At 65.9% G+C, this 14,589-nt stretch carries 12 protein-coding genes; 3 read left to right on the top strand and 9 right to left on the bottom strand.

Translation table 11 applies throughout. The features are described from left to right. Positions 1–140 precede the first annotated feature (140 nt). The 3 genes from KHO41_RS10840 (at position 141) to KHO41_RS10830 (ending at position 2,965) form a co-directional block, all read left to right on the top strand. The gene (locus KHO41_RS10840) at positions 141–1,205 is read left to right on the top strand and encodes a VWA domain-containing protein (RefSeq protein ID WP_211953285.1); all 1,065 of its coding nucleotides are present in this window, start codon (positions 141–143) and stop codon (positions 1,203–1,205) included. A 62-nt stretch (positions 1,206–1,267) separates the two neighbouring features. After that, positions 1,268–2,443, top strand: a complete 1,176-nt coding sequence (locus tag KHO41_RS10835; protein ID WP_211953284.1) for an extracellular catalytic domain type 2 short-chain-length polyhydroxyalkanoate depolymerase — start codon at positions 1,268–1,270, stop codon at positions 2,441–2,443. A 66-nt stretch (positions 2,444–2,509) separates the two neighbouring features. After that, positions 2,510–2,965: an antitoxin Xre/MbcA/ParS toxin-binding domain-containing protein gene (locus KHO41_RS10830; protein ID WP_211953283.1), complete on the top strand. Its 456-nt coding sequence runs from the start codon at positions 2,510–2,512 to the stop codon at positions 2,963–2,965. Between the two features lie 22 nt (positions 2,966–2,987). Here the strand turns inward: KHO41_RS10830 and KHO41_RS10825 are convergent, their stop codons facing one another. The 9 genes from KHO41_RS10825 to KHO41_RS10785 form a co-directional block, all read right to left on the bottom strand. Beyond that, positions 2,988–3,914 (bottom strand): carbohydrate kinase family protein, encoded by a 927-nt coding sequence (locus KHO41_RS10825; RefSeq protein WP_211953282.1) that lies wholly within the window; start codon positions 3,912–3,914, stop codon positions 2,988–2,990. 60 nt (positions 3,915–3,974) lie between these two features. Continuing rightward, positions 3,975–5,606 (bottom strand): glucose-6-phosphate isomerase, encoded by a 1,632-nt coding sequence (pgi, locus tag KHO41_RS10820; protein ID WP_211953281.1) that lies wholly within the window; start codon positions 5,604–5,606, stop codon positions 3,975–3,977. Between the two features lie 83 nt (positions 5,607–5,689). Further along, a complete protein-coding gene (gene zwf, locus KHO41_RS10815) occupies positions 5,690–7,171 on the bottom strand; it encodes a glucose-6-phosphate dehydrogenase (RefSeq protein ID WP_211953386.1) in 1,482 nt (493 codons plus the stop codon). A 50-nt stretch (positions 7,172–7,221) separates the two neighbouring features. Next, positions 7,222–8,145, bottom strand: coding sequence for an ABC transporter substrate-binding protein (locus tag KHO41_RS10810; protein ID WP_211953385.1), 924 nt, complete (start codon positions 8,143–8,145; stop codon positions 7,222–7,224). Positions 8,146–8,209: 64 nt separating this feature from the next. Beyond that, positions 8,210–9,232, bottom strand: a complete 1,023-nt coding sequence (locus KHO41_RS10805) for an ABC transporter permease subunit (RefSeq protein ID WP_211953280.1) — start codon at positions 9,230–9,232, stop codon at positions 8,210–8,212. A gap of 75 nt (positions 9,233–9,307) precedes the next feature. After that, complete coding sequence (locus tag KHO41_RS10800) at positions 9,308–10,867, bottom strand: sugar ABC transporter ATP-binding protein (protein WP_211953279.1); 1,560 nt, start codon at positions 10,865–10,867, stop codon at positions 9,308–9,310. Next, on the bottom strand, positions 10,854–12,116 hold the full coding sequence (locus tag KHO41_RS10795; protein ID WP_211953278.1) for an ROK family protein: 1,263 nt from the start codon (positions 12,114–12,116) through the stop codon (positions 10,854–10,856). The genes KHO41_RS10800 and KHO41_RS10795 overlap by 14 nt, the downstream gene beginning before the upstream one ends. 138 nt (positions 12,117–12,254) lie before the next feature. Beyond that, positions 12,255–13,499, bottom strand: coding sequence for an NAD(P)/FAD-dependent oxidoreductase (locus KHO41_RS10790; RefSeq protein ID WP_211953277.1), 1,245 nt, complete (start codon positions 13,497–13,499; stop codon positions 12,255–12,257). 146 nt (positions 13,500–13,645) lie between these two features. Beyond that, the gene (locus KHO41_RS10785; RefSeq protein ID WP_211953276.1) at positions 13,646–14,569 is read right to left on the bottom strand and encodes a LysR substrate-binding domain-containing protein; all 924 of its coding nucleotides are present in this window, start codon (positions 14,567–14,569) and stop codon (positions 13,646–13,648) included. Positions 14,570–14,589 lie beyond the last annotated feature (20 nt).

Genomic DNA, 14,589 nt, shown 5'->3' with positions numbered 1-14,589 from the left:
TTTCGCATGCCAGCTGGCATGGTCGTTTGCCGGGGTTCGAGACCCATGCGTAGATCATAGTCCTTCGATTGCCCTGCGAGGTACCGTCAACCCGGGAAATACCGGTACCATCGTCCTACTTACGCGCCAAGGAGCAGGGCATGCAGTTTCTCTGGCCGCAGATGCTCTGGCTGCTGCTTTCGCTTCCCCTGCTGGCGGCCACTTACCTGTACCTGCTTGCGCGGCGCAAGAAATCTGCCGTGTTGTATGCCAGCCTTGCGCTGCCGCGCGCCGCGCTGGGTCGCAGGCAGCGGCTGCGGCGTCACATCCCGCCGCTGCTGTTCGTGTTTGCGTTGACCGCGGCCCTGCTGGCGTGCGCACGTCCCACCGCCACCCTCACGCTGCCGTCTGACACCGTCACCCTGGTGCTCGCGATGGACGTCTCGCGCAGCATGGCGGCGAGCGATGTCGCGCCCACCCGCATCAGCGCCGCCCAGCAGGCTGCGCGCGATCTGATCGTCGGGTTGCCGCCTGGTGTGCGCCTGGGCATTGTTTCCTTTGCTGCCACGGCGATCGTGGTGCTACCGCCCACCGACAACCGGCTTCGCATGCTCGACGCGATCGACCGCTTCGAGCTTCAGAACGGCACAGCGACAGGCAGCGGGCTGATCCAGTCGCTGGCGGTGCTGTTTCCCAATGACGGCATCGACCTGGAAGGGATCCTCTTTGGCGGCGAGTCGCTTGCGCCGGGCACTGGCGGCCGATCGCTGACAGAGGCCGCCGCGGCAAATGCCGTCCGCAAGCGCGATCTGGAACAGCCCGGGGCGGCGCCCGGCTCTTACCGGCACGGTGCGGTGATCCTGCTCAGTGATGGTCGGCGCACGACCGGCCCGGATCCCCTGGACGCCGCGCGCATGGCCGCCCAGCGAGGCCTTCGCGTCTATACCGTGGGCTTCGGTGCGGTGCAGGACGCAGGTGCAGAGGGCTCGAGCCTGTCTTACGAAATGCAGGTGGATGAACCGACCTTGCGCCAGATCGCGACGCTCACGGACGGCGAATACTTCCAGGCCGGCTCGGCCGCCGACCTGACGCGCGTGTATCGCCAACTGAGCGGCCGCTTCGCACTCGAGCGCAGGGAAGTCGAGATCGGTGCCTTGTTCGCGGCAGGCTCGGTTGTTTTGCTCGTGGCGGCGTGCGTGCTGTCGATGCTCTGGTTCCGTCGGTGAGCGGCAGCCTCGGCAAACGACTGGCTTGCGCCAGCCTGCGTGTCCTGGAGGAGAGACATAACGTGCGGCGTCAATTCGAAATCTTCGCTTTCGTGATTCTCACTGCGCTCAGTCCGGCCCACGCCGACGATGGGCGAGGTTTGGCTCGCGGTGGTAATCCCAATGAGGTTTCCATTTCAGGCGTTTCATCCGGCGCTGCCATGGCCATTCAGTACGCTGTCGCCCATTCCAGTTCCATCGTCGGGGTAGGCTCCATTGCCGGCCCGGGATGGGGCTGCGCAGACGGCCGACTATCCGTGGCGATCAATGACTGCATGTGTGGACGGCAGCCTCCCGCTCCCCAGGTTGCCGGCGCCCGCGCGCAAGCGGCGAGCGGGTCGATCGACCAACTGGTCGCGGGCAAGCCGGTGGCACTTCAGCGCGCCTATGTCTTCCAGAGCCCGGAAGACCATACCGTGGTCAAGCAGTCGGGTCAGGCGAGCATTGACTTCCTGACTGCGTTCATCGGGAAGGCGCCCGTCGTAGACAGAGGGAATGCCGCAGACGGAAGCAACCGGGCCGGCCACGGCTTTATCTCCCCCGACGGGACCGATGCGTGCCAGTCCGATGGCAAGGAAAAGACCTACGTTCGCCGCTGTGGCGCGGAAGACAATGCGGGAAAGCTTTTCCACGCCCTGTATGGCCCGGCCACGACCTACGATCCGACCCGGCGTGTCAGGGACATTCCGGCAACGGAGGTCTGGGCGTTCAAACAACAGCCGCTCATCGACAAGATAAAAAAGAGCGACGGCAAGGTCGCCGCGGACGGCATCTGGTGGCTACCCTTCAGCACCGCGCGGCGCAAGAACTTCGATATGGCGGATACCGGGTATCTCTACGTGCCGCCGTCCTGCCGAAGTAGCGGCAGCCGTTGCCGGGTACATATTGCCCTGCATGGCTGCAAGCAGACGGCGAAAGAGTTTGCCGTCACCGCGGGCTACAACAACTGGGCGGATTACTACAAGGTCATCGTCATCTATCCCGCGCTCGATCATCAGACGTCCATTGATGGGGAGGTTTGCGCCATGCCCGCGGCGTTACCGATTGCCGATTCCAGCTGGGTGAAGCCGAACCCCAACGCATGCTGGGACTGGTGGGGCTATCTGGACGATGAGACGCCGCAGGCCAAGCGTTACCTGACCAGAAAGGCGCCGCAGATACGGGTGATTGAAAGCATCATTGTTGAAGCCACACGGTAGCGAAACACTTGCAATGGCCGGTTTGGCAAAATGCCGCCATGATATGGGCATGTTTCCGGAGACCACATGCATACGATCGAGTTTGTCCCGTCCGGGACATGGCCGCGACACGACCGCTACTTGCATGAACTGAGCGAGCTCCTGGGCTCGGACGTCCAATCAGGTGCCGATTTAGCCACGTTGGCTGCCCGCCGGTTGCCCGTCGAAACGCTCGACCGCCTGCTTCACGCGGGGCTGGTATGGGACGAACTGGCGTTCATCATTCCGCGTCGAACGCTCAGCCACCGTAAAGTCAAAGGTGAGGCCCTGACCGTGGATGAATCCGACAAGGCCATCCGGCTGGCCAGGATCCTTGCCCACGCTGCCGGCATCTTCGGGCAACCGGAACGCGCTTTGCATTGGTTGCGCAAAAAGCAGCAGCGCATGGCTGACAGGTCTCCACTGGAACTGGCCGGCACCGAACAGGGCGCTCATCTCGTGGAAGAGCAACTGCTTCAAATCGACGAAGAGTACTTCGCCTGACGATTCTCTGGCTCATCGGCAATCACGCCGATCTCCGGGGCATTGCCACCAAACCCTCCAGCTCTCGCCGCAACGGCGCATAGGCCCCCGCATGGCTGGCCGCGACTGCCGCTGCCGCCGCCGCTAGTTGCGCCTGGCCCGCAAGGTCCGCTCGCGGCTCGCTCAGCACCGCGGCTATCCAGCCGCCCATGGCCGCATCCCCGCAACCTACAGTGTCGGCAACGTTCACCTGGAACGCCGGCTGCTCCACCACGTTGTCCGACTGGAGCAGCGTCAGGCCATCGGCGCCGCGCGTGAGCATGATGGTGGCGTTCGGCGCCATGGCCCGCACCTGCGTGAGCGCGGCGTCCAGTGGCAGCGCCGGAAAGAGGCCCGCCAGGTCTTCATCCGAGATCTTGACGTAGGACGCCAGCCTCAGCATGTGCGCGAGCGTTTCGCCATAGCCCTGTGCGCTCATGAGTTCGCGGTAATTGGGGTCGAAGGCAATGCGCTTGCCGGCCGCAGCTGCCTGCGTGGCTTCCTCGCACAGGCGCGCGGCCAGCGGCTGCCGTACCAGGCTGATGGAGCCGAAGTGAATGACTTCCGCCGCCTGGCGCCACCCTTGCGGCAAACGGGCCGGCTCGAAATGCAGGTCGGCACTGTCGTCGCCCACGAAGAAGTACTGCGGTGGATGGCGTGAAGCGATAAAGGCCAGGAACGGCGAACGCTCGACACGTTGCAGGAAACGCATGTCGAGCCCGGCTTCCTCGGTGGCCCGGGCCAGTGCATCGCCGAACAGGTCCTGGCTGACAGCGCCGGCAAAGGCCGTGTCGATGCCCAGGCGCGCCCCGACGCGGGCCACGTTCCAGCAGGAACCGCCCGGCAGGCTGAGCCAGCTTCCGTCGGCCTGGAGAACCATGTCGGTGAGCGCCTCGCCGAACACGACGTAGCGGGGCAGGGGTTTGGACATCGATGACTCCTGGATGGGTCGGTTGAGATCAAGTTCTATCTGGCGCCTTGCATGACGGAGTCAGCCCGGCGCCATGGCTCTGGCATGACAGGCGCGACGGATCAACGCGGCCGTCGACGCGTCATGCGGCTGCGGGGGCGCTCCTTCCAGTTCGCGCTCGATGGGACGGGCCAGCATCTTGCCAAGTTCCACACCCCATTGATCGAAGGGGTTGATGTTCCAAAGCGCGCCTTGCACAAAGGTGCGATGTTCCGACATCGCCAGCAACGCCCCCAGGTGGAACGCATCCAGCCGCTGCAGCAGCAACGTGTTGCTGGGCCGGTTTCCTTCGAACACCAGATGCGGCACCAGCGCCTCGTCAGACTGCCCCTCGGCACGTATTTCGGCGGCGGTGCGTCCGCGCAGCAGCGCTTCGCCCTGGGCAAAGCAATTTGCCAGCAGCTTGGTATGGTGGCCGGGCAGATCGCTGTGCGGTTGCAAGCAGGCAATGAAGTCCACGGGCACCAGTTGCGAGCCCTGGTGCACCATCTGGAAATAGGCATGCTGGCCGTTGGTACCGGTGGTGCCCCATACGATCGCTGCCGAGCCGGCCTCCAGCGCCGCGCCGTCGTGCTGCACCGATTTCCCGTTGCTCTCCATCTCGAGCTGCTGCAGGAAGGCCGGCAGCAGTTCCAGCGGCTCGCAATACGGCGCGACGCAGCGGCTGCCCGTGCCAAGGAAGCTTCGGTACCAGACATCCAGCAGGCCCAGGATCATCGGCAGGTTCTGTTCGGGCTGGGCGTCGGCGAAATGCCGGTCCATCGCGCGAGCGCCATCCAGCAACTGTCGGAATCGGTCAAAGCCGATCGCCACTGCGATCGACAGGCCCACCGCCGACCAAAGCGAGAAACGCCCGCCCACCCAGTCCCAGAACGGGAACATGTTGGCGGGGTCGATGCCGAATGCCGCCACGGCGTCGCGGTTGGTCGACACCGCAACAAAGTGGCGGGCCAGGTCTGACTGCGTGGCGCCATGGCGCAGGAACCAGTCGCGCGCGGTGTGGGCGTTGGCCATCGTTTCCAGCGTGGTGAAGGTCTTGGAGCAGACGATCACCAGCGTGGTGGCGGCATCGAGGCGGGCCAGCGTGCGGGCCAGGTCGTAGCCGTCCACGTTGGCGACGAAATGCAGGCGGGGTCCCGGGTTCGACTCCTGCACGAGGGCTCGGCACACCATGCGGGGCCCGAGGTCGGAACCGCCGATGCCGATGTTGACCACATCCGTGATGGCGCGGCCATCGAAGCCGGTCCAGCCGCCGCTGCGCACCGCATCCGCGAACCGTTCCATCTGCGCCAGCACCGCGGATACATCGGCCTCCACCGGCACGCCCAGTGCGCGGTAGCCATCGCCGGGGCGAGCGCGAAGCGCCATGTGGAGCGCTGCGCGGCGCTCGGTGGTGTTGACCGGTTCGCCGGCAAACATGGCATCGCGCCGCTCGCACACGCGCGCCTGGCGGACAAGCGCGAACAGCAGCGCCAGGGTGTCCTCGGTGACGCGGTTCTTGGCGTAGTCGAGGGTCAGGCCGCAGGCCTCAACCATCAGGCGCTCGGAGCGGGCCTGGCCGTGCGGGCCCGTGAACCAGTCACGCATATGGGTATGGCGAATCTTAGCGGCATGCTCGCGCAAGGACTGCCAGGCGGGGAGGGACGTCGACATCGGGGGCTGCTCCAACGAAAATTCGGACCACAGGACTACTGGACTACTGGACTACTGGACTACTGGACTACTGGACTACTGGACTACATCTCTTCATGCCAGGCCATGCCGTCGCGTGACAGCAGGGCGCTGGAGGCCGCCGGCCCCCATGTGCCGGCGGTGTACAGCTTGGGCGGCGTGTTGGTGGTCTGCCACGTCTTGAGAATGGGCGCGACCCAGCGCCAGGCCTGGACCTGCTCGTCGCGCCGCACGAAGAGGCCGAGCCTGCCGCGGATGACATCGAGCAGCAGGCGCTCGTACGCGCCCATGCGGCGCACGCGCGTGCCTGTTCCCGGGCGCTGGAGGTCCAGCGAGGCCGGCACCAGAGCCTGTGTGTCGCCGGGTTGCTTGGTCAGGAAATAGAGCCGGATGCTCTCTTCCGGCTGCAGCGTGATGACCAGCCGGTTCCCTGCCGGCGTGCCCAGCGGGCGCTCGAACAGCGCACAGGGCACATCGTGGAAATGGATAACAATCTCGGCCACGCGCGACTGCATGCGCTTGCCCGTGCGCAGGTAGAAGGGCACGCCGGCCCAACGCCAGTTGGCGATCTCCGCCTTGATGGCGACGAAGGTCTCGGTCCGGCTGTCGGCCGGGATGCCTGGCTCACTCACGTATCCCGGCACAGGGTCGCCACCGGCTGCGCCGCGGCAGTATTGGCCGCGCACGACTTTCTCCGCGACGGCCTCGGGCTGGATCGGCTTGAGCGCCTTGAGGATCTTCAGCTTCTCGTCGCGGATGGCGTCTTCGGACAGGCTGGTGGGCGGCTCCATGGCCACCATGCACAGCAGCTGCAGCAAGTGGTTCTGCACCATGTCGCGCAGGGCGCCGATGCCGTCGTAGAAGTTGCCGCGCCGTTCCACGCCCAGTTCCTCGGCGATCGTGATCTGTACCTCCTTCACCCACTCGCGCCGCCACAAGGGTTCGAACAGTACGTTGCCGAAACGCACTGCCATCAGGTTCTGCACGGACTCCTTGCCCAGGTAGTGATCGATCCGATAGATCTGGTCTTCGGCGAAGAATCTCGCCACGGCCGAATTGATTTCCTCGGACGACTCCAGGTCATGGCCCAGTGGCTTTTCCAGGACGATGCGGCTGCGTTGATCGGTCAGGCCGACACGCGACAGCTGCTCGCAGATCCTGACGAAGAGGTGAGGGGCGGTGGCCAGGTAGTACACGACCACCGGCGCGGCCCGGGCATTCACGAGCTCCGCCAAAGCATCGAATCCCGGCTCGGCGTTGGCGTCCACCTGCAGGTAGACGATGCGTTCCACGAAACTCGGCCAGGACGCGGCTACGGCGTTGCCGGCCAGCGCGGGCAGTACCTCGTCGTCGAGCATGGCAAGGTAGGCCTCGTGGGAGAGCGGCTGGCTGCCCAGCGCGAGGATCCGTCCGCGCGGATGCAGCGCGCCTGCCGCATGCGCATCGAACAAGGCGGGCAGGAGCTTGCGGCGGGCGAGGTCGCCCGTGGCACCGAACAATACGAAATCGAAATCCGGGGCCTGCGCGCCGGTCTTGGAGCTATCCATCATGTCACCTGGGACGGTCATAAGGGTGTTCGGGTATGGCAGGGCGCGCGCTATCTCGGCGCCGACCAGCCCTTGTAGTCGCTGACATTGGCGCGTGTGACCAGCGTGGAGGGCAGCAGCACCACCGGTTTGGCGGGCCGCTGGCCGTTCATCATGCCGACGCCCAGCTGCACCGCGGTGCGGGCAATGGCCCACGGATCCTGGCTGGCGGAGGCCTGCACCAGCGTGTCGGATTTCAGCGCGGCTTCGATGTCGGGCGCGCCGTCGACCGATGCGATCAGGATGCCGCGGCGGTTGAGTTGCCGCGCGGCCAGGTCGGCCCCGAGAGCCTGCGGGTCGTTGATGGTAAACACCGCATCCACCTTGGGAAAGCGAGTCAGATAGAGCTGCATGACGTTGAGCCCGCCTTCGCGCGACCCCTTGCCGTCCTGGTCGTCCGACAGGATATGAAGGTCCTGGTGCTTCGCCAGCACCGTCTTGCAGCCTTTGACGCGATCCAGGACTGCCGACACCGGCGGACCGTTCTGGATGATGACGTTGCCGTGGCCCTTGAGTTGTTCGGCAATGAAACCGCAGGCCAGCTCGCCGGCCTGGACGTTGTCGGTCTGCACGGTGGCGTCGGCGCCGGCTGCGGCCACATCTACTGCCACCACGACGATGCCGGCTTTTTTCGCCTTGCGCACGGCCGGTCCGATGGCGCGCGCGTCCGCCGCGTTGATCAGGATCAGGTCCACGCCGGCGACGATGAAGCTGTCGATGTGCGAGAACTGCTTGTTGAGGTCATAGTCAGCCGACAGCACAGTGACCTTGGCCTGCGGATTGACCTGCTTCGCGGCGGCTTCGGCGCCGCGGGCCAGCGCGACGAAGTAGGGGTTGCCGAGGGAGCCCAGCGTGACGCCCACCTTCTTCAGCTGGCGCGGCGCGGCGGCCGTGGCGCTGTCCTTGGCCGGCGTCTGTGCCATGGCCCCGGCCATGCAGCATGCGCCAAGCGCAACTGTCATCAGGAATTGCTTGATCACTTCCGTCTCCTGTACGGTTTCAGGTCCGGGCCGAGCCCTTCTGGCGATAGCGGTCCAGCGCCACCGCACCAATGATGACCAGCCCCTTGATGATGTACTGCCAGATGTCCGACACGCCCAGCAGCACCAGTCCGTTGGACAGCGCGGCAATGATCAGCGCACCGATCAGCGTGCCGCCGATGGAGCCGACGCCGCCCACAAAGCTCGTACCACCCAGGATCACCGCGGCGATCGCGTCGAGCTCATAAGACTGGCCAAGCTGCAGGCCGTTGGCCGCGTACAGGCGCGAGGCAGACATCACGCCGCCAAGCCCCGCCAGCAGCCCAGAGACGGCATAGACGAACAGCAGCACCGCCCACACCTTGATGCCCGACAACCGCGCTGCCTCGGCATTGCCGCCCACGGCGTAGATCTGCAGTCCCAGCACGGTCCGGCGCAGCACGGCCCAGGACACCGCGATCACGGCACCGGCGATGATCACCAGCCACGGCACGCCCAGCACGTCGCCATTGCCGATGAAGGCAAAGCCGATGTCGGGGTTGTAGAGCGTACTGTCATGCCCGACGAGCCGCGCCAGCCCGCGCACCGCGGTCAGGCTCCCAAGCGTGACGATGAACGGCGGCAGCTTCATGAAGGCGATCAGCGCGCCGTTCACCAGCCCGAACAGCAGGCCGCAAAGCAGGGCGGCAGGCACGCTGAGCGCGCCGAGCTCTGGCGTCAGCGACGTCAGCATCGCCGCGACGGCCGAGATCGACAGGATGGAGCCCACCGACAGGTCGATCCCGCCCGTCAGGATGACGAAGGTCATGCCTGCCGCCAGCACCAGGTTGATCGACGCCTGCTGCGCGATGATCGAAAGGTTCTGCAGGCTGGCGAAATTGTCGGTCAGCACCGTGAAGCCAGCGCACAACAGCACCAGCACCGGCAGCATGCCCAGGGCTCGCAGGCGTTCCTGCGTGGTGGCGCCGGCGGGGCGGCCAAGCGTACGCGCCGCGCCTTGTGAAGAAACGGCGTGCGCCGCGGGATGGATGGAATTGCGCATGGTGTCTCCTGAGTCTGTGGGACGGCGCTTGCCGTCGACCGTCTGCGCGGTCTCGGGGAATGTCGGAAGGTCGGTTCAGTGCAGCACGGTGGGCTGTGCGGGGCCATCTGCGCCGGTAGCCAGCGCGATAATGCGTTCCTGCGTGGCAGCGGCATCCGGGCTGGCTTGCACCTCGCCAACCAGTCGGCCTTCACGCATCACCAGCACGCGGTCGCACAGGCCTACCACTTCCGGCAGTTCGCTGGAGATCAGCAGGACGGCCACGCCGGAGCGGGCGAGGGCGTCGATGAGGCGGTAGATCTCTGCCTTGGCGCCGATGTCCACGCCGCGCGTGGGCTCGTCCAGAATCAGCACGCGCGGCTTGGTTTCCAGCAGGCGCGACAGCATTACCTTCTGCTGGTTGCCGCCCGACAGCGCGCCGACATTGACGCGCGGATGCGCCACGCGAATGCCCAGCGAACTGACGGCGTCGGCCGTGCGCCGGCGTGCGCTGGCACGGTTGAGCCGGCCGCCGCGCAGCGCATCGCGCGCGGCAACGATCAGGTTGATGTTCTCGTGCACGCTCTGGTCAAGGAACAGGCCTTGCAGCTTGCGGTCTTCCGTCAGGTAGGCAATGCCCGCATCGATGGCCTGGCGCGGTTGGCTGATCGTCAGTGGCGAGCCGGCGAGGAACACCGCGCCGCTGCTGCGCGCATCCGCGCCAAACACCAACCGTGCCAGTTCCGTGCGGCCCGCGCCGACCAGGCCAGCCAGGCCAAGGACCTCGCCGGCATGCAGGTCGAAGCTGCAATCGCGCACGCGGCGGCCGTCCGACATATTGCGCACCGACAGCACCATGTCGCCAGCTTGCGTCTTACCGTGCGTCTTGGTGTAGAAGCCCGACAGGTCACGGCCGACCATCATCTTGACCAGCGCCGCCTGGGTCAGCTCGGCCTTCTCCAGCGTGCCGACGTAGCAGCCGTCGCGCAACACAGTGACGCGATCCGCCAGTTCGTCGATCTCGGCCATGCGGTGGCTGATGTAGATGATGGCCATGCCATCGGCCCGCAACTGGCGGATCAGCGCGAACAGGCGGTCGGTTTCGCGCGTGGACAGCGGGGTGGTGGGTTCATCCATCACCAGGATGCGGGTTTCGAAATGCACCGCGCGCGCGATTTCCACGAGCTGGCGCTGGGCGATCGACAGGCGCTCGACCAGCGTCTGCGGCGTGAAATCAGCGCCGGGCCGGGCAAGCGTGCCTTCGCAGGCGCGCGCCATGGCGGCACGGTCCACCATGCCGTGGCGGTGCAGGTGGCGCCCGAGATAGATGTTCTCGGCCACGCTCAGGTTGGGCGCCAGGCTCAGTTCCTGGTAGATCACCGCCACGCCGTGCGCGCGGGCGGCGAGCGGGCCGTCGATGACCACCGGCTGGCTGGCGATGCGGCATTCGGCGCCATCGTCGGCGATATAGGCGCCGGAGAGGATCTTCATCAGCGTGGATTTGCCCGCGCCGTTCTCGCCCATCAGGGCATGGACTTCGCCGGGGAAGATCGTGAGCTGGACATTGCTGAGTGCCTTCACCCCCGGGAAAGTCTTGGAAATGTTGCGCATTTCCAGCAGTGGAGCCGCGGCGGCAGTGGCTTCAGACAGTGGCATGGCTGGCCTCCGGAACGATGGCGGACGCGCCCTTGAGCAATTCGGCGCGCGGCGAGAAGTTCATGAACATCGGCAGCGAGGCGGCGCCGACCGCGCCGGCATTGGCGCCAAAACAGCCGCGCACAATGCGTGCGGCCGGGCGCGCCTCGGGAGCATTGGCGTCCAGCTCTTGCTGCAAGCGCTCGATCAACGTGGCTACCAGGCCACCATCGATATCGGCGTCAAAGATCACCAGCGGCACGTCCAGCACAGCCAGCGCGGATTGCAGCGATGGCGCCAGTGCATCGACACAGTCATCGACCCATTCCGCCACGGCCGGGTGCTTCAGTTCCACCTCGCGCTGCAGGTCGGCATGGCCATGCACGGTCACGCCGTGATGGCGCAAATGGCGCGTCAGGGCGTTGAGCGAGGCGCGGGAGATCAGGATGTCCCGCCGCCGGCCGGGCACCGTCGCGGCAGAAGCCAGCGTGCTGGGCGGCACCGGCATCATCGCGATATCGCCCGCATTGCCGGAGACGCCGCGCACGCAGTCGCCGTTGAGCACCACGCCGCCGCCGATCGCCGGACCGAGAAAGACATAGAGGAAATGCTGGGCGTGGTGCCGGCCGTAGAAGAGCTCGGCGACCGCGGCTGCCGTGCCGTCGTTCTCGCTGAATACCGGCAGCCTCGTTGCTTCGGCCAGCATCGAGGGGAAATCCACCTCGTCCCAGGCGCGGAATGTGGCCTGGAAGGCCTCGCCCTGCAGATCGAGTTCCCGCAGCCACGCGCCGAGGTTGTAGGGGTGGGCTACGCCGATGCCAAGCAGGCGTTTCTGCTCGGCCGGGGAGAGCAGGGCACGCATTTCATCGATGTCGCGACGCACCAGCTCCAGCGCCTGATCGGGGTGGGGCAAGACCAGCTGGTGTGCCCGGCTGGTCAGGATATGCCCGGCAAAGTCCACCATCACACACTCGATGCTGCCCCGGTCAAGCCGCACGCCGATGCCGAAGGCACCCTTGGGCTGAAGGCGGATCAGGCTGGCCGGCTGCCCGCGCTGGCCATCCACGCGACGTCCGGCCAGCTGGATCAGGCCTTCGTCGGTCAGCGTTTGCACGATGCTGCCGACCGCCGTATTGGTCAGCTGGGCCATGCGAGCCAGATCTGCCTTGGACGCTTCGCCTGCGCGGCGCAGCGCGAGCAGCAGGGCCCGTTCGTTGTAAAGACGCAGGCTGGCGGAGTTCACGCCACGGCCTGCCTTGGATGCGGTCATCTTGTCTCCGTCCGGTTGGCTCCATCAGAGGAGCGCTATTAATTAATTCACGTTGAATTAAATAGCACGGACGGGCAGAACTCAACCACGGGAAAACCCGCAAGGCAGATTCGTCACATGGAGGCGGACGGGGTTGCGTTACATCGCGGCGAAGCGAATCGGGTCGTAAGGCCGGGGATCTACGTAGGGCTGCTCCCCGTTGATCAGTTCAGCGAGCAGGCGAGCCGTCACCGGTCCCAGCGTAAAGCCCTGGTGGCCGTGCCCGAAGTGGAACCAGAGACCTTGATGGCGCGGGGCTCTGCCGACGATAGGCTTCATGTCGGCCACGCAGGGGCGCGCGCCGAGCCATGGCTGCGCTTCGACGGGTGCCCCGAGATTCACCAGTTCCCGCGCATAGCCTTCGGCCCGTCCCAACTGGACCGGCGTCGGCGGTGCATCGCGCAGGGCGAATTCGGCGCCTGTCGTCAGGCGCAGGCCGCGCTGCATCGGCGCCAGCATGACGCCTCGCTCGACATCGAGCAGGGGCAGCCGGGGCATCGGCTCGGCCGCATAGTGGCGGTGATAGCCGCGTTTGACGAACAGCGGGAAGCGATAGCCGAGAGTCTGGATCAGATTCGAAGCCCATGGCCCGAGGGCGATCACGACATTGGCTGCGCTCAGCGGACCATCTTCCGTGGTGACCGTCCAGCCTGCGCCGGTCTGGCTCAAAGTGGTAGCGTCACCGCGGCGGAACTCACCGCCTTCGCGCTCGAACAGCGCGGCATAGCGCGTGACCAGCTCGCCGGGGTCGGCGATAGTCCATGGATCGCGCCAGTGGACCGCGCCAGCGAGTTTCCCGCTGATGGCAGGCTCCGTGGCAGCTACGCCAGCCTGGTCGAGCACCTGGCAATCCAGTTCATGGCCGCGCGCGATTGCGGTGGCTTCGCTCGCCGCCCGATCAAAGGCCTGCGCCGTGCGGTAACCCTGTAGCCAACCCGATTTGCGCACAAGGTCTTGCGCGCCAGCGAGCGTGATCAGCCGCTCGTGCTCGCTCAGGCAGTGGCGGATCAGCGCACTGTAGGCGGTCACGATGGACGCATAGCGACCGGGCGCCGACTCGCGCCAGTAGCGCACCAGCGTCGGAGACAGGTGAGCCAGCGCTCCCGGATGGTAGTGCACATCGTTACCCTGGCGCAGGGCAACGCGCAGGATGGCCTGCCACTCGCGCGGAAAGGCATAAGGCTGCACCGCCTCTCGCTGAATGATGCCGGCGTTGCCATAAGAGGTTTCCTTGCCGGGGGCCTGGCGATCCACCAGCACGACCGAATGGCCGCGCTGGCGCAGCGCCAGCGCCGTGCATACACCGACCATGCCGGCGCCGAGTACCACAATGTCCTTTGTCATGCCTTCCGTGCTGTCTCTCGTAGGGTTGCCTGCACTGGTTTCGGGTCGTGCGTGATCAGATCCGCTTCAGATTCTCCATGTCGCGCGATCTGAAGGAAATATGCCTGCGCAGCATTTAACGGAACGATGGATTGCAATTTCGGCAATCAACCGGTGCCGACACCCGTAATGCTTTGCACCAGCTGCTGGACAAACGCACGCGCGGCCGGGGGCAGGCTGCGCTTGGCCAGGGTCTGGATCTCGATGTAGCGCTCGTTCATTTCCCGGTCGCGCAACGGCACGGCGGCGATAGCGCCAGCCTCCAGCCGCGCGCGTACCGACAGCTCCCCGTAGAAGGCGATGGCGCCGCCGCCGGCCACCACGAAGCTCACGAGCGCGTCCAGATGATTGCTCGAGAATACCGTCTGGTAGTGCAGGTCCTGGCGGCTGCAACTCGTGTCAAGCAGCTGCCGCAGCGAGCTGCCCTTCGGCGGCAGCGCGAGCGGATAGGCAATGACTTGCGACAGGGAAACCTGGCGTTGTCCCGCCAGCGGGTGATCGGGTGCCATGATCGCCAGTACCGGCGCAGGGTGGCGAAGTTCCACTTCGATCTCCCGTTCGGGCAGCCCGCTCAGCGTGATCCCGATATCGGCCTCGCCGTCGCGGATTCGCCGGGCGACATCACCCTGCGGGCAGACATCCAGATCGAATCGAATGCCAGTGTGCTGCTCCCTGAACTTTGCAGCCAGGGTCGGAAGGAACTCGTGCGCGGTGCCCTCGACGCTGGCTAGCCGCACGCGTCCCGCACGCAGGCCGCGCAGCGCCTGAATGTCGCCGGTGACCCGTTCGATGTCCTGCAGCGACCGCTTGGCGAACGCCGCCAGCAACTCGCCCGCGGCATTGGGGACCAGGCCCCGCGCACGCCGGTCGAACAGCAGGGTATCCAGCTCGCTCTCGATCTTGGCGATCTGCCTGCTGACCGCGGATGGCGCCACGTTCAGCTTGAGCGCCGCGTCCTTGACCGAGCCGGTACGTACCACTTCGAGGAAGTAGCGAACGGCGGTTTCCTGAAGGATCCGATAAGAAGACATGGAGGCCTGACTCTAGTGAG

The organism is Cupriavidus numazuensis, assembly GCF_905397435.1.
In the GTDB taxonomy this organism is placed as follows: domain Bacteria; phylum Pseudomonadota; class Gammaproteobacteria; order Burkholderiales; family Burkholderiaceae; genus Cupriavidus; species Cupriavidus numazuensis.
Note: the sequence above shows the minus strand (reverse complement) of the source record. Positions and strands in the feature narration are given on the sequence as shown.

Excerpts from the sequence above, each read along its gene's own strand:
- KHO41_RS10840 (WP_211953285.1), top strand. The coding sequence starts at position 141 with ATGCAGTTTCTCTGGCCGCAGATGCTCTGGCTGCTGCTTTCGCTTCCC.
- KHO41_RS10830 (WP_211953283.1), top strand. The coding sequence starts at position 2,510 with ATGCATACGATCGAGTTTGTCCCGTCCGGGACATGGCCGCGACACGAC.
- KHO41_RS10825 (WP_211953282.1), bottom strand. The coding sequence starts at position 3,914 with ATGTCCAAACCCCTGCCCCGCTACGTCGTGTTCGGCGAGGCGCTCACC.
- pgi (WP_211953281.1), bottom strand. The coding sequence starts at position 5,606 with ATGTCGACGTCCCTCCCCGCCTGGCAGTCCTTGCGCGAGCATGCCGCT.
- zwf (WP_211953386.1), bottom strand. The coding sequence starts at position 7,171 with ATGGATAGCTCCAAGACCGGCGCGCAGGCCCCGGATTTCGATTTCGTA.
- KHO41_RS10810 (WP_211953385.1), bottom strand. The coding sequence starts at position 8,145 with ATGGCCGGGGCCATGGCACAGACGCCGGCCAAGGACAGCGCCACGGCC.
- KHO41_RS10805 (WP_211953280.1), bottom strand. The coding sequence starts at position 9,232 with ATGCGCAATTCCATCCATCCCGCGGCGCACGCCGTTTCTTCACAAGGC.
- KHO41_RS10800 (WP_211953279.1), bottom strand. The coding sequence starts at position 10,867 with ATGCCACTGTCTGAAGCCACTGCCGCCGCGGCTCCACTGCTGGAAATG.
- KHO41_RS10795 (WP_211953278.1), bottom strand. The coding sequence starts at position 12,116 with ATGACCGCATCCAAGGCAGGCCGTGGCGTGAACTCCGCCAGCCTGCGT.
- KHO41_RS10790 (WP_211953277.1), bottom strand. The coding sequence starts at position 13,499 with ATGACAAAGGACATTGTGGTACTCGGCGCCGGCATGGTCGGTGTATGC.
- KHO41_RS10785 (WP_211953276.1), bottom strand. The coding sequence starts at position 14,569 with ATGTCTTCTTATCGGATCCTTCAGGAAACCGCCGTTCGCTACTTCCTC.